The organism is Streptomyces sp. NPDC002573 (genome assembly GCF_042889625.1).
GTDB lineage: Bacteria > Actinomycetota > Actinomycetes > Streptomycetales > Streptomycetaceae > Streptomyces > Streptomyces gibsoniae.
In genome coordinates, this window is record NZ_JBIARC010000003.1 from 57,029 (window position 1) to 76,890 (window position 19,862).

The window sequence follows — 19,862 nt, forward strand, 5'->3', positions numbered from 1 at the left end:
CGCCCAGACGAGAGGAGTTGGGGATGACGGCCAAACGCGTGCTGATCGCCCAGGGTGTGCTGGTGGGCGCCGTTGCGCTGACGCTGCTCGCCAGGGAACTGCCCGGACTGGTCCGTGAGGTCAGGATCTGGCGGATGGTGGGAGTCCGCACCGGCTCCCGGCACACGTACTGAGCGTCCCGCCGCCAGACCTCACGCACATCACGGCGGACCGCACCCGCCCGGCGCGCCTCACCGCGACGGGAGCGGTCCGTCGGCGTGCCCCGGGGCCGTGCCGGTGCCGTCGCCGGGCACGGCCGTGGACGGCGGGACGCGTCGCCGCACCGGACGTCGCGCCAACTGCCGTTCGGAGCTGGGGGGATGTGCGGCCATGTCCCCCGAATGGCCCCCTCTGTCCCGCGCGGACGGCTCGGACGGGGTCTCCTGGAAGGGGAGAGGCATCCGTCAAAGGAGCCGATCATGTATGAGATGTGTGCGGGCCCCGAGAAGCCCGGCGGCGTGCTGGTGTGGCACGTCATGGTCAAGCAGACCACAACGACCCTGTGCGGACAGCGGCTTGTCGAGGCGGTGGACGCGGCCGGCGCCCAGCAGGCGGGTCACTGTACGGCGTGCATGGCGTCGTTCGCGAAGCTGATGACGGCCCCGCCCGGGACCGGTCCTTCGCCGGTCGCCACGCACGACAGAGTCTGATGCCCGGCCGGGCGAGGTTCTGCCGTCAGGTCCCTCAGGTCGGTCGGGTCGGTCAGGTCACGGTCTCGGCCGTGGCCTGTGCTTCGACGTTCAGCAGGAGCAGGGCGGTGTCGTCGGTGCGGTCGCCCGAGGGCTGGGCCTGCGCGAGCAGCGCGTCCGCGATGCCGTCCAGCGGGCCGCAGGCGTCGGAGAGCACGGCCGCGAGTTCCGCGATGTTGGCGTCGTGGTCCCTGTCGTGGGTCTCGACGAGTCCGTCGGTGTACACGGCCAGCAGGGTGCCGGGACACAGGTCGACCTGTGTCGTGGGGTAGTCCGCCGTGGGGTCGACGCCGAGCAGGGGACCCGGCGGCAGGTCGAGCACGTCGCTGGGCCGCCCCGGGGGACGCAGCAGGGGCGGGACATGGCCGGCGGTCGCCAGTAGTCCGCAGTGGCCGGCGATGTCGATGTGCGCGTACAGACAGCTGGTGAGCAGGTCCGGGTCGAGGTCGGTGAGCAGGCGGTTGGTGCGGGCGAGCACTTCGCCCGGGGCGGCGCCCGCGACGGCGTAGGCGTGCACGGCCGTGCGGACCTGCCCCATCAGACCGGCGGCGCTGACGTCATGGCCCTGGACGTCGCCGATGACGGCGGCGGCCTCCGTCTCGGAGAGCCGGATGAGGTCGTAGAAGTCGCCGCCGACGTCCATGCCGTGGCTGGCGGGAAGATAGCGGGCGGCCATCTGGAGTCCCGGTATGCGGGGCAGGGTGCGGGGCAGCAGTCGGGCCTGGAGGCCCTCCGCCAGTTCCTGGGCGGCGTCGTACTGCCGGGCTCGGTCCAGGGCCTGGGCGATCAGGGCGCCGATGGAGGTCAGGGTCGTACGCTCCTGGAGGGTGAACGTGTGCGGGCGCTCGTAGCCGACGACGCAGAGGCCGACGGCCCGTCCGGAGACCATGAGCGGCAGCAACGCCCACGCGCCCATGCCGTCGTCGATGTCGGCGGTCTCGGGATGCGCCGTCCGCAGCTCCTGCCGGTCGGAGAAGAAGGCCGGCACGCCCTGGTTCAGCTCCAGCGACTGCGCACCGGTGGTCAGCCCCGGCACGGCGACGTTCGGGACGAGGGGGACGTGGTCGATGAGGTCCATCACGTTCGGGTTGAAGCCCCGGTGGCCCACGATCCGTACCCGCCCCGCCTCCGAGACGAGCAGGGCGAAGGCCTGCGCGCGCAGGGAGAGCATGAGGTGGTCGGCCACCAGGTCGACAATCTGACGCACGGAGGCCGCCTCGGCCAGGGCACCGGACAGGCACATCAGATGGGAGAGCGCGTCCGGACGCACGGCGCCGGCCGACGCGCCCGCCTCGGCGGGATCCGGGCTCCTGGGCGCGAACAGCTCGTCCACGAGGCGGATGCGCACGCTCACGCCCGTGCGGTCCGGGTAGAGCTGGAACAGCAGCCGCCCGCCGAACGGCCGCTGCGCCGTGAAGGTGGTCGGCAGCCGTTCGGCGACCGCGATCCGGTGCCGGTGTTCGTGGACGGCGATGTCCAGCCAGGGCACCGCCTCCCAGGGCCGGTTGCCCAGCAGTTGCGTGGCGCTCACGCCCAGCAGGTCGGCCGCGGTGGGGTCGACGAAGGTGATCCGGCCGCGGGGGTCGAGCCGGCAGCCCCCTTCGGGCAGGGCGGCGACGAGGTCGGCGGCGGCTCGGGCCTCGCCCGGCGCCACGGGTTCGGCGGTCGGCAGGGGCAGGAAGCGCGGCTCGGGTCCCGGGACGAGGCGGTGCCCGGCGAGGGCGGCTCCTTGCAGGACCCAGGCGATACAACGGGCCGCGGTGGTGAGCCGCCGCCGGGCTTCCTCGTCGGGTCCGGGACCGTTCTTCGGCATCAGCACCAGGAGGGCGCCCCAGACGGCGGACGGGGTGAGAAGCGGGGTCACCGCGGTGCCGCGTGGATACGGGGAGAGATCGGCGTCCAGCAGGTGGCCGCAGTCCGGTCCGGCCCCGGCCCCGGTCCCGGTCCACACCGGTTGCCGCAGTTGGATCGCCTCGACCACGGGGTCCCCGGGGCCGTCGGTCACCCCGATACGGCGCGAGGGCCCCACGAACTCCCAGGGCAGCCCGACGCTCACGTCCGCGGCCAGGACCTCCGCACCGGGGTCGAGCAGGACGATCGCCCCGGCGTGCGCGCCCAGGCTGTCCACCGTCCGGGCCAGCATGTGATCCAGCAGGTCCTGGACGGTGGCGGTCCGCAGATCCTCGCCTGTGCCCATCCGCTGCGCTCACTTCGCGGAGAGTTCCTCTTCCTGCATGCTAGGCGGGGCGCGCCCGGCCGTCAGGCCGCCTCGGCGCCCGGCGGGCGTCTCAGGGGTGCTTCGGGGGCCGGACCCAGCCCAGGGAGCGCTCGACGGCCCGCTGCCAGTTCTCGTACTCCCACTCCCGCCGTTCGGGGTCCATGTCGGGCACCCACTTGGCGGCCATGTGCCAGTTGCGCCGCAGCACCTCCAGGTCCGGCCAGTAGGTGGCCGCGAGCCCGGCGGCGTACGCCGCGCCGAGGGAGACCGTCTCGGCGACCATCGGCCGGACCACGGGCACGTCGAGGACGTCGGCCAGGAACTGCATCAGCAGATTGTTGGCCGTCATGCCCCCGTCCACCTTCAGCTGCCGCAGCGCGAGCGCGGAGTCGGCGTTCATGGCGTCGACGACCTCACGTGTCTGCCAGCCGGTGGCCTCCAGCACCGCCCGGGCCAGATGGCCCTTGGTGATGTAGGAGGTGAGGCCGACGATGACGCCGCGGGCGTCGCTGCGCCAGTGCGGTGCGAACAGACCCGAGAACGCGGGGACGATGTAGCAGCCGCCGTTGTCCTCGACGGTGCGCGCCAGGGTCTCTATCTCGGGTGCGCTGTTGATCAGGCCGAGCCGGTCGCGGAACCACTGGACCAGTGAGCCGGTGACCGCGATGGGGCCCTCCAGCGCGTAGACCGTGGGCTGTTTATCGATCTTGTACGCGACGGTGGTGAGCAGCCCGTGCCGGGAGTGAACGACCTCGGTCCCGGTGTTCATCAGCAGGAAGCTGCCGGTCCCGTAGGTGCACTTCGCCTCGCCGGGCGAGAAGCAGGTCTGTCCGAACAGGGCCGCCTGCTGGTCGCCCAGGGCGGCCGAGATGCGCACGCCCGGAAGCACCGAGCGGGCCTCGCCGTAGACCTCGGCCGACGATCTGATCTCCGGCAGCATCTCGCGCGGCACCCCGAAGAAGTCCAGCAGCTCCGGGTCCCAGGTCAGTGTCTGGATGTTGATGAGCATGGTGCGGCTGGCGTTGGTGGCGTCGGTGATGTGCAGGCCGCCGTCCGCGCCGCCGGTGAGGTTCCAGATCAGCCAGGTCTCCATGGTGCCGAACATCACCTCTCCGGCCCGGGCGCGGCGTTCCAGGCCGTCGACGTGGTCGAACAGCCAGCGGATCCGGGGCGCGGAGAAGTAGGTCGAGGGAGGCAGACAGCAGCGTTCGACGAAGAACTCGTCCCCGGGCCGCTCTCTCAGTTCGTCGACCATCGGAGCGGTGCGGATGTCCTGCCAGACGATGGCCTTGCCGAGCGGAAGCCCGGTCTGCCGGTCCCACAGGACGGTGGTCTCGCGCTGGTTGGCGATGCCGATGGCGGCGATCTGGGCGGCGTCGATGTCGGCGTTCGACAGCGCCTCCGGGACGATGCGCTGCAGATTGCGCCAGATCTCCACGGCGTCGTGCTCGACCCAGCCGGGCCGGGGGAAGAACTGCTGGTGCTCCCGCTGGGCGACCGACACCAAGCGGCCCCGGTGGTCGAACAGGATGCAGCGCGTGGATGTGGTGCCCTGGTCGATGGACATCACATACCGTTCAACCATGATCGGGCCTGCCTTCCCATGCGTCGTGGCGGTGCGGGACCTACCAGCGGGCCGCGCCGAGATCTCTGGAGATCGCCCGTGAGGCCTCCCTGAGCAAGGTGATGAGGGCGGGCTGAGGCCGGCCCTGGGTGTCGCAGATCCGCTCGACCGGCCCCGACACGCCGATCGCTCCGACGACGAGGCCGCCCTGTCCCCGGATCGGCGCGGCGACGCCGGCCTCGCCCATGCTCATCTCCTGCACCTCCGCGCCCCAGCCGAGCTCCCGGATCTCGGCGAGCGAGTCGGTGAGGTCGGTGGGAGAGGCCACGGTGTGCCGGGTGTACGCCTCCAGGTCGGCCTCCAGCAGCGGGTCGACGGGGGCGGCCCCGAAGGCCAGCAGGACCTTGCCGAGAGAGGAGGCGTGCAGGGGCAGCAGTGTTCCGACGTCCAAGGTCTGGAGGGTGTCGTCCGGACGGAAGACGTGGTGGACGACGAGCACCCTGCCCTCGAGGGGCGTGCCCAGCCGGACGGCCTCCCCGCTGCGGGCGGCCAGGGCGTCGGCCCAGTTGATGGAGCGGGACCGCAGTTCGTTGACGTCGAGGTAGCTGGTGCCGAGGTGCAGCAGTGCGGCCCCGAGTTGGTACTTTCCGGTGGCCTCGTCCTGTTCCACGAAGTCCACGTGCTGGAGGGTGCGCAGAATGCCGTGGGCGGTGCCCTTGGCCAGTCCGAGGGATGCCGCGACCTCACCGAGTCCCAGGCGTCCGGGACCGCCGGCGAGCAGGCGCAGAATCGCCGCTGCCCGTTCTATGGATTGGACCGGGCCGGCCATGGAGCGATCATAGTCCGGTTTGCCACGATCCACATGCCGTTCGGTAATGACGACCGCAGTTCATTGACGTGGGGCGCTTGTCTCCATAACGTGCGCTGACGTCCGGTTTTCGGCCGGCCTCGCTTCTGGGAGAGGAGGGCACATGACAGTAACGCAGCTCGACGTCGCGTCACGCGCAGGCGTCGAATACGTGTTCCCGCTGCCATACGCCCCCAGGGCCGTCTCTGCCGTGCGGCGACGCGTGGGCGCGGTTCTCGCCACCCTGGGCCTGCCCGCCGACGCCGCCGACAATGTGCTGCTGGTGGTGTCCGAGCTGCTCACCAACGCCTTGGTGCACGCATTGCCGCCGGCCACGCTGCGGCTCACCTCGGTGCTGGTGGAGGGGCGCGGCGTCGTACGCGTCGAGGTGACCGACAACGGGCCCGCCGCCCCGGGCCGGCCCGTCGACCCGGACGAGCACGGCCGGGGTCTCGGCATCGTCACCATGCTGTCGGCGCGGTGCGGTGTCCAGATGCACCCGGGCGGTACCTGCCGCTGGGCGGAGGTACCCGCCGGGTGAGGGCGGCGGGTGCGGTACTCAGGAGCTCCGGGGGCTGCCCGTCGCGAGCGCCGGCAGCAGACGGTGGGCGTTGTCGCGGTTGATGCGGCGGCGCTGATCGTCGTCGAGTGCCTGGTCGTGGTCGAGCGCGGGCGCGGTGATCCCCGTGACCAGATGGGAGGGCGTGGGGGGCCAGTCGCTGCCGTACAGGATCCGGGACGGGCCGACCGCGGACAGCAGGGTCGGCGTCGCGGACGGTGACATGGGGCCGGCGGTGTCGTAGTAGAAGCGCTGGAGGTAGTCGCGCACCCGGGCCGCTTCCACCTTCGGTGACAGACAGTGGCTGAACAGCTCCACACGGTCCGCGATGTAGGGCAGGAAACCGCCCCCGTGCGGCAGGATGAAGGTGAGATTCGGGTAGCGGTCCAGTGTTCCGTTGACGATGAGGCTGACGGCCGCCCGGGTGGTGTCCATCAGGAAGTCGCACAGGAACGGCGGCACGCCTTCCAGTTCCGCGTTCCCCCCGGGGACCTCCATGGGATGGGTGCTGATCACGGCCGAGCGTTCGTCGAGTTCCGCGAGGATCGCGTCCTGGGACGGATGCCCGAGGTACACCCCTCGCACGCTGGTGCGCGCACTGACCCCGACCGCCCCGAGGTCGTCCATGCCGTGCCGGGCCGACCAGAGCGAGAGCTCCGGGCTGTCGAGGAAGACGGGGGCGTAGAACGCGAAGCGGTCGGGGTGGGCCCGGCAGAGGTCGCTCGCGGACTGCAGGGCGACGCGCGCGCTCTCCTTGCGGATCTTCGGCTCCTGGAGGCGACCCAGCATGGCGACCGTGAGCACGCTGGTCCGGATGCCCGCCCCGTCCATCAGGGCGAGGGCGCTCGCGAGGTCCCATCGGGTCCACGGGGGCAGGTTTTCGCGCCGGACGACGTCGTTCTTCTCCGCCCAGTCGATCCACTCCGGCGCGGTGTAGTGGTGGTGCACGTCCACCCGGGCCCGGCGCGCGTCGGCGTCCGCCGGCGTGCCGTCGTCCACGCCGGCCACCGGCGCCGTGCCGGTGGCCGTGTGCGGTGGTGTCATGGGCGGGGCCCCGTTCCTGTGGTCGCGTCAGAAGGGTTGCGTCTACGAGCGGTGGGGGGCGTTCAGCGCCCGAGGACCCGGCGGAGGACGTCGGCCAGCGTCTCCTCGCCGTGCGCGGGCCGGGCGTCGGCCCGCCAGGCCACGAAGCCGTCCGGCCGTACGAGGACGGCGCCGTCCGATGTCGTGCCGTGCACCGTGGCCCAGTCGGCGCCCTCGCCGGTGTCCAGGTCGAACTCCGCGCCCCGGCCGACGGTGTACGCCTCGAGCGGTACGCTGAGCAGCCTGCCCACCGTGCGGGCGGCCTCGCGCCAGTCCGGGTGTCCGCAGAGCAGGACGAAGGAGCGCTCGTACATGTCGATGGTGGAGACCGTCTCCCCGTCGCGGGTGACCCACATGTGCGGGGAGCGGGTACCGGGGTCGGCGCGCAGGCACAGGGTGTCCGGGATGAGCGGCTCGTCCGTCGACGCACCGACCACCGCGCCGGAGACGTACCGGTATCCGAGCGCCGTGGTCATCAGGTCGGCGGCCTCGGTCGACGCGGTCCTCGCGGAGTAGCCGGGGTGCTGCTCGCGGGCCGCCTGTTGGGTGGCCCGTGCGCTGGTGACCTGGGCGACCGGCCGGCGTTCGGCCTCGTAGCTGTCCAGCAGTGCGGGACCCGCCCAGCCGCGCAGTACCGCGGCGATCTTCCAGGCGATGTTGTGGGCGTCCTGGATGCCGGTGTTGGAGCCGAACGCTCCGGTCGGCGGCATCTCGTGGACGGCGTCACCCATGAGGAAGACGCGTCCCTCCCGGTAGCTGTTCGCCACGCGGTCCGCCGCGTGCCAGGGCGCCCTGCCCGTGATCTCGACGTCCAGGTCACGCACTCCGGCCGCGGCCCGGATGTGCTCGATGCACCGGTCGTCGGTGAAGTACTCCATGGTCTGTCCGCGCTCGGGGAACCAGGGCACGTGGAACACCCACTGCTCCTCGTTGTCCACGGGCAGCAGCACTCCCTCGCCCGCGGGATCGGTCACGTAACACACCACGAAGAGCTGCTCCCCCGCCACCTCGCGCAGCTTCTTGCTGCGGAAGGTGACGCTGATGTTGTGGAACAGGTCGCCGGAGCCGGAGTGTTCGATGCCGAGCCGCTGGCGCACGGGGCTGCGGGGACCGTCGGCGGCCAGCAGATAGTCCGTGTGCACCGTGTGGGTCTCACCTGACGTCCGGTCCTGCACGACGGCCCGCACCCCGTCGTCGTCCTGCGTGAAGGACAGCAGTTCCGTGCTGAAGCGCACGTCCCCGCCGAGGTTCAGGGCACCCTCCAGCAGCGCCGGTTCCAGGTCGTTCTGGCTGCAGGCGCAGCGGACCGTGGAGCACACGTCGGCCTCCGGCGGCCTGCCCGTGATCCGCGCCGAGAGCCACCGCTGGTTGCCGCTGTGCAGCGTGTCCACCTGAAGGATTCCGTGGTTCCTCGACAGGGTGGCCGCGGCTTTGCGGATCTCCGGTTCGAGACCCGCGGTCCGGAACAGCTCCATAGTCCGCATGTTGTTGCCTCGGCCGCGCGGATGCGCGGACGTGGCCGTATGACGTTCGACGACCCGATGCCGAATGCCGAGGCGTCCGAGAAAAACGGAAGCGGACAGACCGACGAGCGATCCCCCGACGACCAGAACGGGCACGTAATCGTTCCCGCGATCTTCCATCGCGTCTTCTCCTCTGCGGTCAGCATCTCCGTAACACGGCGGCCGAGGGCTTCCGTGGCTCGCGCCCTGTTCTTTTGCCACGCCATGGTGAGCGATACGCAGTAATCACTCGTACAGCGGCAGGAACTTCCGTCGGACGCCGGGCACGTGGCCAGACGGGCGAATCTCGTTTACGGCCCGGAGCCGACCGGGGAATGGTTCACCCGATACTCGTAGACCTGCTGTCCCGTGGCCGGGGCGGGAGCCTTCAGAAAGGCCGAGAGAATGACTCAGCTCGATGAACGGGACACCACGGACGCCACCGCCGAGGCCATCGCGGCGGCATCGCGCGGCGCGGCCGCGTACCGCGCCGACCCCTACCCGGTCTACGCCCGCCTGCGCGAATCGGCGCCCGTGTGCCCCCTTTCCCCGCCGCACGGGGTGGACACCTATCTGATCACCCGGTTCGACGACGCCAAGGCCGCCCTGACGGACCCGCGCATCAGCAAGGACATGTACGCGGCCATCGACGCGTACCACACCATTTTCGGTGACTCGTCCGTCGCGCTCGACGACAACATGCTCTTCTCGGACCCGCCCAAGCACACCCGACTGCGCCGCATCGTCAACAGCGCATTTACCCCGCGTCGTATCGAGTCCCTGCGTCCCCGCATTCAGGAGATCACCGACGAACTGCTGGACCGCTGTTCCACCGATGCGCCCGTCGACCTGCTGACGACCTTCGCATTCCCGCTTCCGCTCATCGTGATCTGTGAACTCATCGGAATTCCCGAGGAGGAGCGGTCGGACGTCCAGAAATGGTGCGCCGTGGTGGCGCGTACCGGGTTCAGCAAAGAGGACAAGGAAAGGCTGGCAGTGGCCGAAGGGGCACTGCGGGACTATTTCGTCGACCTCATCGCGCGAAAGCGCCGGGAGGCGACCGACGACCTCCTCGGCGCGCTGATCCGCACGCAGGACGAGCAAGGGGCCATGAACGACGGCGAGTTGCTGTCGACACTGTGGGTGCTGCTCTTCGCCGGGCACAAGACGACCGCGTACCTCATCGGCAACGCCGTCTTCAACCTGCTCACCCATCGCGACCAGTTGCGGGAGGTGCTGGCCGATCCCGAGCTGCTGCCGAACGCGATCGAGGAGGTCATCCGCTACGAGGGCTCGGTGGAGAACGCCACGTTCCGCCATGCGCTCGAGGACATCACCATCAGGGACACGGTCATCCCCAAGGGCGCTCTGGTCCAGATCGCGGTGGCGTCCGCGAACCGGGATCCGGAGAGGTTCGAGGCGCCGGACACCTTCGACGTCAAACGCCAGGGGCTGCAGAGCGCGCATCTCGGCTTCGGCAGCGGTTCGCACTACTGCCTCGGTGCGCCGCTGGCCAGGATGGAGATGCGGATCGCGCTGACCACCCTGTTCGAGAAGTTCCCGGACGTCGATCTCGTGGCTCCCGCGCACGAGGCGGAGTGGCTCAAGGTCCCGTTCCCCGCGTTCCGGGGCCTGGAGAAACTGCCCGTCGTCCTGGACCCGTCACGGCTCCTCGACCGCTGAGGCCAGTGCGCCGGTGCCGGCCGTCCCCTCCGGGGGGCGGCCGTCGGCGTTCAGGAGTGCGAGCTGTTCCCGTGCCTGCGCGATCCGTTGCGGATCGGCGCCCGCGCCCAGTGCGATGCAACGGGTGAACGCGGCGCGTGCCTCGTCCGGCCGCCCGTGCGTGACCAGCGCGGTCCCCAGATAGGTGAGGCAGCGGCTCTCCAGGCCGGTGTTGCCACTCTCCTGGCCGAGCTCGATGGCGGTGCCCAGATGGGTGACGGCCTCGTCGAGGCGCCCCAGGCCGGAGTACGCCCGCCCCACCACCATGTGCAGCGTGAGCCGGCCCATCAGCGCGATGTGCGGCTTGATCCGGTCTCCGGCGCCGTCGAGGAAGGCGAGCGTGTCGCGGTCCGACGTGAGCGCCTCCTCGACCAGGCCCGCGTCCAGCAGGGTGCTGCCGCGGCCGATCCTGGCCTGCAGCGCGCCGTGCAGATCACCGGCGGCCTCGAACAGCCGGGCGGCCTCGGCGTTGCGTCCGGCGGCCTCCGTGTACTCCCCGAGCAGACGCAGCGCCCAGGAGCCGTAGTGGTGGGCCCAGGCCTGCTGGACCGTGTCCCCGGCGCGCTCGGCGGCTTCGAGCGCCCTGGCCGAGGGAACGAGGCTGTCCCGCGGACGGCCCTCGCACAGCAGCAGGGCCCAGGCGTGGTAGTTCAGCTGAGTGGCCGCCACGACAGGATCGTCCAGCGCCTCGGCGCTCGCGGCGGCCGTACCGAACACCTCGGGCCAGTGACCCCAGAAGATCCACTGGTCGGAGAACCAGTGCAGGGCCTCGGCCACGTCCACCACGGTCCGGTGCCGCCCGGTCGCAGCGGCGGTGCGCAGCGCGGCCAGCCAGTTGGCGCCCTCCGCCTGCAGCCATCGGCGCGCCGCGTCGGCGGAGGACAGATCGACCGTGCCCTGCCAGGTGGGCGGTGGGGCGCCATGGTCCGGCTCGTACCAGCGGCCGGCCACGACGGCCGTCTCCAGCAGCCACTCGTGCAGTGCCGCACGGGCCCTGGCGGCGTCCTGCGGGCTCTCCTCGCCCTCCAGACGGGAACGGGCGAACAGCCGCAGCAGGTCGTGGAGCGCATAGCGGTCCTGGTCGGTGCCGAGCAGCCCGGTCTCGACGAGTTCCTCCAGGGTGTCCTCGGCGTCGAAGACCGGCTGTCCGGTGAGCCGGGCGGCGCCCGCGGCGGCGGTCGGCCCCTCTACCAGACAGAGGCGACGGAACATCCGGGCGGCCTCCGGGGTGAGCTGCCGATAGGACAGATCGAAGGCGGCCGCCACGCGTATCTCGCCGGTCTCCAGCGCGTCCAGACGCTGTTCCTCCTGTGCGAGGCGGTCAGCGAGCAGGCGTACGGTCCAACCGGTGTGCACGGCAAGCCAGTTGCCCGCGACTCGCAGAGCCAGGGGCAGGTGGGCGCACCGCTGGGCGACCTCGGCAAGGGCGGCCGGTTCGGCCTCGGCCCGCTCCGGCCCGACCAGGGTGGTCAGCAGCGCGGCAGCCTCGCTCGGGGGCAGCTCTCCGAGCGCGATGCGGTGCACACTCTCCAGTCCGGTGAGCATGCGCCGGCTGGTCACGATCACCATGCCCGATCCGGTGCCGGGCAGTAGCGGGCGCACCTGGGCCTCGTCGCGGGCGTTGTCCAGCACCAGCAGACAGCGACGGCCGGCCAGTACCTGCCGGTACAGTCCCGGATGACCGCCCGGTCCCGTCCTCGCCAGGTCCCGGTCGGACACACCGAGGGCCTTGAGCACGCGCAGCGTCAGCTCGGCGGGGGTCGGCGGGTCCTCGTCCATACCGCGCAGGTCCACAACCAGTTGCCCGTCCGGGAACCGGTCGGTGAGCTGCCGGGCGGCCTGCAATGCGAGCGTGGTCTTTCCGGTCCCCGGTGATCCCGAGACCGCCACCACCACCGGCTGCCCGGGGCCGGTGCCCGGCACGGCACCGAGGCCGAGGGGTGCCGGGTCCGGCACGGGGTCGCGGCGGGGCGGCGCCGAGTCCCGCGGGGGGCCGTCGCCCTCCATCTCGCCCTGTTCAACGGTGAGTTGTCCGTGTTCCCGAGCGAGCGCCGTGAGCTGTGCGAGTTCCTGTTCCCTGCCGACGAAGTCGTCGATGCCCCGGGGAGAGGTACGCACTCCGACCGGGCTGTACCCGGGGGTGCGTCCGGCGCGGGCCGCCGCCAGCAGCCGTTCCCGGTCGGCGTCGGTGGGCGCGAGACCGTCGGCGAGCGCGGCCACGGTACGCCGCTGCGGAGCCCCACGGCGGCCGCGTTCCAGCTCCCCGATGCCCCGTACGCTGACGCCAGACGCCTCGGACAGTTCCTCGATGGTCAGCGACGCCGCGAGCCGCAGCCGACGGAGCACCGCACCGAAGTTCTCCGCCTGGTCGGCCATCCCGGCTCCCGCCCGCCCTTCACTCACTCCTCATCCGCACCGCGGGAGTCCCGGCCCGGCCGGGACTCCCCACCGAATTGTAGGCGGTTGTCCGGAATGCTCTCGCCGCCTTCCACGCCCGGCCCTGTGCGTGCGGGCACCGGGGCGGACGACGAGGGCGATCGGGGCGCGCCCTACGGGTGCTCAGTCGTGGTGGCCGTGGTGGACGTGGTGGACGTGCCGGTCGTGCGCGGCCTTCGCGGTGGGCAGACCCTCGCTCGTCACGAAGTAGAACACCGGGAGGATGCCGAACACCGCGAGGGCCAGCAACGGGGTGACCAGCACCCCGAGCGCTCCCGCGAGAACGTAGGCCAGCGCTCCGGCCCAGGAGCGCAGCAGGCCGTGGCGGACATAGGTGGGCTCCACGTCGTGGGCCAGCAGTGCGGGACGCCGGGCGAGCCACTGGTAGAAGGCGACCCAGCTCAGGCACATCGCGGCGGCGAGGCCCGCGTAGAGGGCCACGGCGACCCGCGCGTCGGTGCCCTCGGTGTCGGCCCGCAGCGCGTCGGCGACCACGGCCGTGGGGAAGGACAACGCCCCGGTGGTGAACAGCAGGAAGAGGTTGGCCGCGTGCAGACCGCGGTCCATGCCGGATATCCGGACGAAGGCCTGGTGGTGGTTGAGCCAGATGACCGCCACATAGCTGAAGGAGGCGAAGTAGCCGAGGTAGGAGGGCCATTGCACGATCAGGGCGTGGCCCAGGCCGCCCGGCCGGTGCGCCGGGTCATGGAGGCCGAGGACCAGAAGGGTCACGGCGATGGCGAACACGCCGTCGCTGAAGGCCTCGGCACGCGTGGTCTCCGAGCGGGAGAACTTGCCGCCGCGTATGCGGGGTCCTGACACATCGGCTCCTGACGGGGTCGATCACTGGGCGGTCGGGCACCGAAGGAGCGGCCCTCGGGTCCGGGCGGCTCCGAGGCGACGTCCGCCACAGGGAGCACCGATGCCCGCCGCGGTGGAGGAGACCGGGAGCACGCCCTGCCCGGACGTCTTCCGAGGACCCGCACAGCGGGACGATACCCCGGAATCGTCGTGGTCCTCGGCCCGGAGGGAGCCGCGACCAGGCTTTACGATCCATGTGGCCGACCGATCGGCCCGGAGCCGCGCCGGGTTCCGAAGCAACAGGCAGATGGGTACGTGGTGGGGCAGGACTCGGACTTCGGGGCGTTGCTGCGCCGGCTGCGGATGGAGGCCTCGCTGACGATCGAGGCCCTGGCGGAGGCCTCCGGTGTGAGTGTCCGGGGCATCGGGGATCTGGAGCGGGGGCGCCGTGCGGCCCCGCAGCGGCGCACGGTGGCCGCGCTGGCGGAGGGCCTGCGGCTGGACGAGACACAGCGCAACGGGCTGCTGGCCGCCGCCCGGGGCGTCCGCGACACCCACCAAAGCCCTGCGGACGTACGGGCGTTGCCCCGGGGCATCGACGACTTCGTGGGCCGATGGCACGAACTGACGCGGCTGGCAGCTCTCGTGGCACAGTCGCCCGAGCCCGTGGGGTCCGGTCCGCCCCAGGTCGTGGTGGTCTCCGGACCACCCGGAACGGGCAAGACCACGTTCGCCGTGCACGCGGCCCGCCATCTGGCCGATGGGTATCCGGACGGGCAGATGGTGCTGGACCTGCGCGGGACGGAGGAGGCCCCACCCTCGTCGGACGAGCTGATGCTGCGCGTGCTCAAGGCCCTCGGCACGGCCGACCGGGATCTGGCCGCCGCCGGGCCCGGTGGCCGTGCAGCGCTGTACCGGCAACTGCTGGCCGGGCGCCGGCTGCTGCTCGTCCTGGACAACGCCCGCGACGAGGAGGAGGTGCGCGCGTTGCTGCCCGAAGCCGGACCGGCCACGGTGGTGGTCACCAGTCGCGGCTCGCTGACGGGTCTGGAGGAGGTCCACCGCCTCCCGCTGGAGGAGTTCAGCGCCGAGGAGGCAGTCCGGTTCCTGACCCAGCTGGTCGGCACGGAACGGGCGGACGCGGATCCCGCCGCGCTGGCCGAGGTGGCCGAGCGGTGCGGGCATCTTCCGCTGGCGCTGCGGGTGGCGGGCAACTGGCTGGCCACACGCACCGGATGGAGCGTGCGCCGCCTCGCGGACCGTCTGGCCGACGAGGGGCGGCGCCTGGACGCCCTGGTGGCCGGGGATGTGCGGGTGACGGCCGCGTTCGATCTGTCCTACCGTCGGCTCACCCCGGAGGCCGCCCGTCTGTACCGGCTGCTGGCCCTCGTCGAGGGTCCGGACGTGGGTGCCGCGTGTGCGGCCCGGCTCACCGGGCGAGAGGTGGCCGACACCGAGGACATCCTGGAGGAGCTCGTCGGGGCCGGGCTGCTGAGCGCGGAGGGAGACCGTTTCGGCCGGCACGACCTGCTGCGCCTGTACGCGCGCGAACGGCTCGCCGAGGAGGAGAGTGCCGAGGACACGGCTCGGGCGCGGACCGGGATGCAGCGCTGGCTGCTGGAGACGGCGGTGGTCGCCGGCCGCTGGTACGAGCCCGGACACGGCGCGCCGCCCGCCAACTGGCAGGGCACCGTCGACCTCTCCACCGCCGCCAGGGCCCGGCAGTGGCTGCAGGCCGAGGCCGCCCACTGGCTCGCCGCGCTGCGCGCCGCGGCGGTGGCGGGCGAGCACGCCACCGTCGTGGAGGTCGCGGAGGCTCTGCACTGGTTCTCCGACCAGTGGATCTTCTGGGGCCACTGGCCCGAGGTCTTCTCCCTGGCCACGGCTTCCGCCCAGGCCCTGGGCGATCCGCTCGTCGAGGCCACCCAGCTCAACTACCACGCCTGGGCCCTGCTGCTGTGCGAGGGCCGCCCGCACGACAGCCTCGACCGTGCCGCCCTGGCCCTGGAAGCGGCCCGCGCAGCCGGCAGCCCGGCCCAGGAGGCGTGGGCGCAGATCTACCGGGCCTGGGCCTTCCGGACCCTCGGTGACCTCGGCCCCGCCGGGGAGCACAGCCGAGCGGCCGCCCAGCTGTTCGAGGCCGCCGGTGATCTCCACGGCGCTCTGCAGGCCCTGCATTTCCGGGCGTTGCTGTTCCTGGACGAGGGCCGCCACGAGGACGCGGTCGACGCTGTCCGTCACACCCTCGCCTTCCTGGAGGAGCACGGCGAGCGCGTCGAGCCGCACATCGCCGAGTTCGCCCGTACGAATCTCAACGCCACCGCCGGTCAGGCCCATATCCGGCTGGAGCGGTGGGCGGAGGCCGTCGCGTCCCTCGACGCGGCCATCGACCTCAGCCGCGCCGGCGGGAACACGGGCGTGGAGAGCCGCTGTCTGGTCCATCTCGGCACGGCCCTGGAAGGTGCGGGGCGGCGCCGGGACGCCCGTGCCGCCTACACCCGCTGCGTCGGTCTCGGCGCCGACGCCGACCCGCGGACGATCACCGAGGCCCGGCTGCGGCTCTCCCGCCTCGATGCCGCCCCTTGAGTCCCGTGGCGCCGGTCGCACAGGGCCCCGTCCTCAGGCCGCGGCGTCGGCGTACGCGCGCTCCGGGACGGTGTGCAGGCGCCGCCACTGGCTGGGTGAGCAGCCGTACACCGCGCGGAAGGCGCGGCTGAAATGGTTGGGACTCGCGAATCCCCAGCGTCTGGCCACGGAGGCGACGGTGGGTGCGGCTTCGCCGATGCGGGTGAGTTCCCGGGCACACAGCTCGAGCCGCCGTTCCAGGATGAGCCGGCTGACGGTGGTGGGCTCGTCCTCGAACAGGCGGTGCAGATAGCGCACCGAGACACCGTGCGCCTGTGCGATGGTCGTGGGCGACAGCAGCGGATCGGCCAGCTCACGGTCGATGTGGTCGCGGATGCGGGTCAGCAGGAAGCCGGCCGGGGTGTCCGCGGGGTCGGCGCGCGGGCTTGTCCGGTCGGTCACGAGGGTTGCGAGGAAGCCCGCGGTGGTGGCGGCGAGCCGTGTCGCCGCGGCGGAGGGGTAGCTGGGGGCGGAGGCGGCCACGGAGGTCAGGTAGGAGCGCAGGATCGCGCCGATGCCCTCGGTGGTGCCGACGACGGTGGCGGTCGCGTCGCACAGTTCGCGTTCGGCCGCACCGAGGGCGCGGCGAGGCACCCGGAAGAGCTGGAAGACGGAGCGCTCGGGGAGGTCGAGACAGTACGGCCGGGCCGTGTCGACCAGGACCAGGTCGCCGGGGCCGAGGTGGGCCTGTCTGCCGTCCTGGGAGAGCGCGGCCCTGCCCTCCAGTTGCAGCACCACCGCGACCTGGGCCTCCGGTGCCGCCTCGGCGGGGGAGTCCGGGCGGCTGAGGCGTGCGGGATCCGCCTCGACGGTGGCCATCCGCAGATACCCCAGCCCGGCGGTGGCGACGCGGCCCCTGAAGGGCCCGGGGTTCCGTGGGACGACCGACATGGGAACGAGGGCCTCGGCGACGGCTCTCCGCCACGGGACGAGGGTGTCCTGATCAGCGATCGTGGTGGTCGTCGTGCCCCGGTTCAAGGTGACTGTTCCTTCACTGACTCGATGCGAGGGGGCCGGTTCCGGCCCCCTCGACAGCCAATCAGCGTCGTACGAGGGTCTCCAGGCACAAGACAGGCAGAAACCGGGGACGGCGCGGCGGCTACGCGGGCCCCGGCGGTCCGCTCCGAAGCGATGAGCGGGCAGCGTGCGCGACTACCCGGGCCGGCCCGCGGTCGGCTGGGCCCTGCCCTGCGGGGCGCCGTTCCCCTCTCCCGGATAGTGGACCCCGATGCGGGCGCGGACGGCGTCCAGGCTCGCCATCACCGCGAGGGTGCCCGCCAGTGGGACCCATGGTGACTCGACGGCTCCGGCGCGCAGACAGCGGGTCACCTCCAGCGCCTCGTGGGTGTAGCCGTTGCCCGGGGATTCCGGCAGGCGGATCTCCTCCGGTTCGCGGCCCTGCCGGTGCAGGACGAAACCGTCCGCGTGGAAGAAGTCACGGTCGAACTCCACGCGTCCCAGGGTGCCGTTGACCGATGCCCGCTGCGCCGTCCGCGTGTCCAGGGAGCAGGAGAGGACCGCGACCGCTCCGCTGTCGTAGCCGAGCAGGACGGCGGTGTTGTCGTCGACGCCCTGCGGGGTGAGATGGGCCCAGGCGGAGACGGTGTCGGGAACGCCGAGGAGCAGGTGGGCGAACGAGACGGGGTACACACCGAGGTCGAGCAGGGCTCCCCCGCCCTGCAGCGGGTCGTGCAGGCGGTGGGTGGCGTCGTAGGGCACGGCGATGCCGAAGTCGGCGTGCACCGAGCGGATCTCACCGATCGCGCCGTCCTCGATCAGCTCCCGCATCCGCAGCACGGCGGGGTTGACGTAGGTCCACATCGCCTCCATCAGGAAGACGTTCCGGGTGCGGGCGATGGTGACGAGGTCCCGGGCACGCGCGAGGTCGAGGGTGAGCGGCTTCTCGCACAACACCGCCTTGCCGGCCTCCAGACAGAGGGCGGCCGCCGCGTGGTGGGCCGAGTGCGGGGTGGCGATGTACACCACGTCCACCTCGGGGTCGGCGGCGAGGTCCTGCCAGGAGCCGTGGGCGCGGGCGATGCCGTGCCGTGCGGCGAACCGCAGGGCCGCCTCGGCGGAGCGCGAGCCCACGGCGACCAGTTCGGCGTCCTCGGGGATGAGGCGCAGATCCTCGGCGAAGCTGTGGGCGACGGAACCGGTGGCGAGGATGCCCCAGCGCACGGGGCGGCGGAGAACGGACGCGCCGGTCGCCTGTGCGGTCTCGGAGCGGGGCGGGGGGCGCATTCCCGGTATTGCTGGTGTCCCCGGCATGTGTGTCACGTCCTTCGGCTGACTACCGGTGTGTGGATATGGTCGCCCGCTCGCCTGCGGCAGCAGTGCGCGCGCAGGAAAGGAGCCGTACACAGCCGGACATCTACCTGATCCGCCCGCTCCTAGCGTTGAGGAAACGCGATCCGGACACCCGTGGCTGCCGACACGACTGCCCGGTGGTTCGCGTGCCCGTTCCTGCCTTCCCGCGCCTTCCCCCGGAGCGCCGGCCTCGTCGGTCGCGGCCGGTGGGATGCGCGGCGCATCCCACCGCTTCAGGAGAACGCACATGTCACACGGCCGTCTGCACCGGGCTGCGCGCTGGTCCGCGCTCGCCGCTGTCTCCACCCTGATCGTCGCCTCGGCGGTCACCGCCGAGGCGCTGTCGGGTCCCACGGACCGTACCGACAACGCGAACAGCCCGGCCCGGCACAACCCGGTGGTGCTCAAACACGACGCCCAGGAGTTCGCCACCCCAGCGGCCAAGAACCCGCCCATCTCACGCTCTCCTACAGCGATGCCCGCAAGGCCCTCGACGACGCCCCGTCGGGGCCCGTCGCGCTGCCGCCGGCCGATGTCGCGCACCGGGTCCTGCCCGTCGGGCCCACCGGCAGCGTGACCGTGCGGATCGTCCGCCCGAAGGGGGTCACCGGAAAGCTCCCCGCGGTGATGTACATCCACGGCGGCGGATGGGTGCTGGGCGATGAGCACACGCACGACCGCCTGGTCCGTGAGATGGCGAGCCGCGCCCACGCCGCGGTGATCTTCGTGGACTACACCCCGTCGCCCGAGGCTCGCTACCCCGTCGCCATCGAGCAGGCGTAGGCCGCCACCCAGTGGGTGGCGCGCCACGGCAGCGAGATCGACGTCGACGGCTCCCGCATCGCCGTCGCGGGAGACAGTGTCGGCGGCAACATGTCGGCCGCCTTGACGCTGATGGCCAAGAGCGCGGCGGCCCCCGTCTGGCCGGCCAGGCGCTCTTCCACCCGGTCACCGACGCGAGCTCCAACACCGCTTCCTACCGGCAGTTCGCCGACGGCCCCTGGCTCACCCGCACGGCCATGCAGTGGTTCTGGGACGCCTGCGCACCCGATGCCGCGACGCGGAAGCAGGTGCCGGCCTCGCCGCTGCGCGCCGGCCTCAACCAGCTCAAGGGTCTGCCGAGGGCGCTGGTCATCACGGACGAGGCCGATGTGCTGCGCGACGAGGGCGAGGCGTACGCCGCCAAACTCCGCGCCGCGGGCAACGACGTGACTGCGGTGCGCTACGAGGGCACGATCCACGACTTCGCCATGCTCAACGCTCTCGCGAAGACCAAAGCGGCCCAGGCCCCGGTCGAGCAGGCCGGCGGATTCCTGCGGACGGTCCTGCACAGCGGCTCGTGACGCGCGCGACGGCCGGCAGGACCGCTTGCCAGGGTTCTGCCGGCCGTCGGCATACGGCCGTACGCGGCGCGCCGCGTATCGTGAGGAGGTGGTCCGTCCGAAGAGGACGAAGAAGGGAAAGGGG

Annotated in this window: 15 protein-coding genes and 1 pseudogene; 7 read left to right on the forward strand and 9 right to left on the reverse strand. The window is 72.0% G+C overall.

Annotated features, from left to right (window positions below; translation table 11 throughout):
• Window positions 1-23: 23 nt before the first annotated feature.
• Both ACFYX0_RS03945 and ACFYX0_RS03950 read left to right on the forward strand, forming a co-directional pair.
• Window positions 24-173 carry a hypothetical protein gene (locus ACFYX0_RS03945; RefSeq protein ID WP_311697689.1) on the forward strand — a complete coding sequence of 50 codons (150 nt, stop codon included), beginning with the start codon at window positions 24-26 and terminating at the stop codon, window positions 171-173.
• Window positions 174-458: 285 nt separating this feature from the next.
• A complete protein-coding gene (locus ACFYX0_RS03950; RefSeq protein WP_355905340.1) occupies window positions 459-689 on the forward strand; it encodes a hypothetical protein in 231 nt (76 codons plus the stop codon).
• 52 nt (window positions 690-741) lie between these two features.
• Here the strand turns inward: ACFYX0_RS03950 and ACFYX0_RS03955 are convergent, their stop codons facing one another.
• The 3 genes from ACFYX0_RS03955 to ACFYX0_RS03965 form a co-directional block, all read right to left on the reverse strand.
• On the reverse strand, window positions 742-2,925 hold the full coding sequence (locus ACFYX0_RS03955) for a SpoIIE family protein phosphatase (protein WP_388966023.1): 2,184 nt from the start codon (window positions 2,923-2,925) through the stop codon (window positions 742-744).
• Between the two features lie 91 nt (window positions 2,926-3,016).
• Window positions 3,017-4,531: a glycerol kinase GlpK gene (gene glpK, locus ACFYX0_RS03960; RefSeq protein ID WP_388966025.1), complete on the reverse strand. Its 1,515-nt coding sequence runs from the start codon at window positions 4,529-4,531 to the stop codon at window positions 3,017-3,019.
• Between the two features lie 40 nt (window positions 4,532-4,571).
• Window positions 4,572-5,339: an IclR family transcriptional regulator gene (locus ACFYX0_RS03965; RefSeq protein WP_388966027.1), complete on the reverse strand. Its 768-nt coding sequence runs from the start codon at window positions 5,337-5,339 to the stop codon at window positions 4,572-4,574.
• Window positions 5,340-5,481: 142 nt separating this feature from the next.
• On the opposite strand from ACFYX0_RS03965, the gene ACFYX0_RS03970 reads away from it, so the two are divergent.
• Entirely contained in the window at window positions 5,482-5,898 is a 417-nt protein-coding gene (locus tag ACFYX0_RS03970) for an ATP-binding protein (protein WP_388966030.1), read from the forward strand.
• A gap of 18 nt (window positions 5,899-5,916) precedes the next feature.
• Here the strand turns inward: ACFYX0_RS03970 and ACFYX0_RS03975 are convergent, their stop codons facing one another.
• Window positions 5,917-6,960 carry an amidohydrolase family protein gene (locus ACFYX0_RS03975; RefSeq protein WP_388966033.1) on the reverse strand — a complete coding sequence of 348 codons (1,044 nt, stop codon included), beginning with the start codon at window positions 6,958-6,960 and terminating at the stop codon, window positions 5,917-5,919.
• Window positions 6,961-7,022: 62 nt separating this feature from the next.
• Window positions 7,023-8,609: an FAD-dependent oxidoreductase gene (locus ACFYX0_RS03980; protein WP_388966497.1), complete on the reverse strand. Its 1,587-nt coding sequence runs from the start codon at window positions 8,607-8,609 to the stop codon at window positions 7,023-7,025.
• On the opposite strand from ACFYX0_RS03980, the gene ACFYX0_RS03985 reads away from it, so the two are divergent.
• Together ACFYX0_RS03985 and ACFYX0_RS03990 are read left to right on the forward strand one after the other, a co-directional pair.
• Window positions 8,523-8,747, forward strand: coding sequence for a hypothetical protein (locus ACFYX0_RS03985; RefSeq protein WP_355905835.1), 225 nt, complete (start codon window positions 8,523-8,525; stop codon window positions 8,745-8,747). The two genes, ACFYX0_RS03980 and ACFYX0_RS03985, sit on opposite strands and share 87 nt — an antisense overlap.
• A 159-nt stretch (window positions 8,748-8,906) precedes the next feature.
• Entirely contained in the window at window positions 8,907-10,184 is a 1,278-nt protein-coding gene (locus ACFYX0_RS03990; RefSeq protein WP_355905357.1) for a cytochrome P450, read from the forward strand.
• On the opposite strand, the gene ACFYX0_RS03995 is transcribed toward ACFYX0_RS03990, so the two are convergent.
• On the reverse strand, window positions 10,164-12,599 hold the full coding sequence (locus ACFYX0_RS03995; protein ID WP_388966036.1) for an ATP-binding protein: 2,436 nt from the start codon (window positions 12,597-12,599) through the stop codon (window positions 10,164-10,166). The genes ACFYX0_RS03990 and ACFYX0_RS03995 overlap by 21 nt on opposite strands.
• A 183-nt stretch (window positions 12,600-12,782) precedes the next feature.
• On the reverse strand, window positions 12,783-13,481 hold the full coding sequence (locus tag ACFYX0_RS04000) for a TMEM175 family protein (RefSeq protein ID WP_388966039.1): 699 nt from the start codon (window positions 13,479-13,481) through the stop codon (window positions 12,783-12,785).
• A gap of 294 nt (window positions 13,482-13,775) precedes the next feature.
• Between ACFYX0_RS04000 and ACFYX0_RS04005 the strand changes: the two genes are divergently transcribed.
• The gene (locus ACFYX0_RS04005; protein ID WP_388966042.1) at window positions 13,776-16,046 is read left to right on the forward strand and encodes an ATP-binding protein; all 2,271 of its coding nucleotides are present in this window, start codon (window positions 13,776-13,778) and stop codon (window positions 16,044-16,046) included.
• 33 nt (window positions 16,047-16,079) lie between these two features.
• Here the strand turns inward: ACFYX0_RS04005 and ACFYX0_RS04010 are convergent, their stop codons facing one another.
• Together ACFYX0_RS04010 and ACFYX0_RS04015 are read right to left on the reverse strand one after the other, a co-directional pair.
• Window positions 16,080-17,063: a helix-turn-helix domain-containing protein gene (locus ACFYX0_RS04010; RefSeq protein WP_388966045.1), complete on the reverse strand. Its 984-nt coding sequence runs from the start codon at window positions 17,061-17,063 to the stop codon at window positions 16,080-16,082.
• Window positions 17,064-17,237: 174 nt separating this feature from the next.
• A complete protein-coding gene (locus ACFYX0_RS04015; RefSeq protein WP_388966048.1) occupies window positions 17,238-18,329 on the reverse strand; it encodes a Gfo/Idh/MocA family protein in 1,092 nt (363 codons plus the stop codon).
• 466 nt (window positions 18,330-18,795) lie between these two features.
• Between ACFYX0_RS04015 and ACFYX0_RS04020 the strand changes: the two are divergent.
• Window positions 18,796-19,738: pseudogene (locus ACFYX0_RS04020) on the forward strand (alpha/beta hydrolase).
• The last annotated feature ends 124 nt before the right edge of the window (window positions 19,739-19,862 follow it).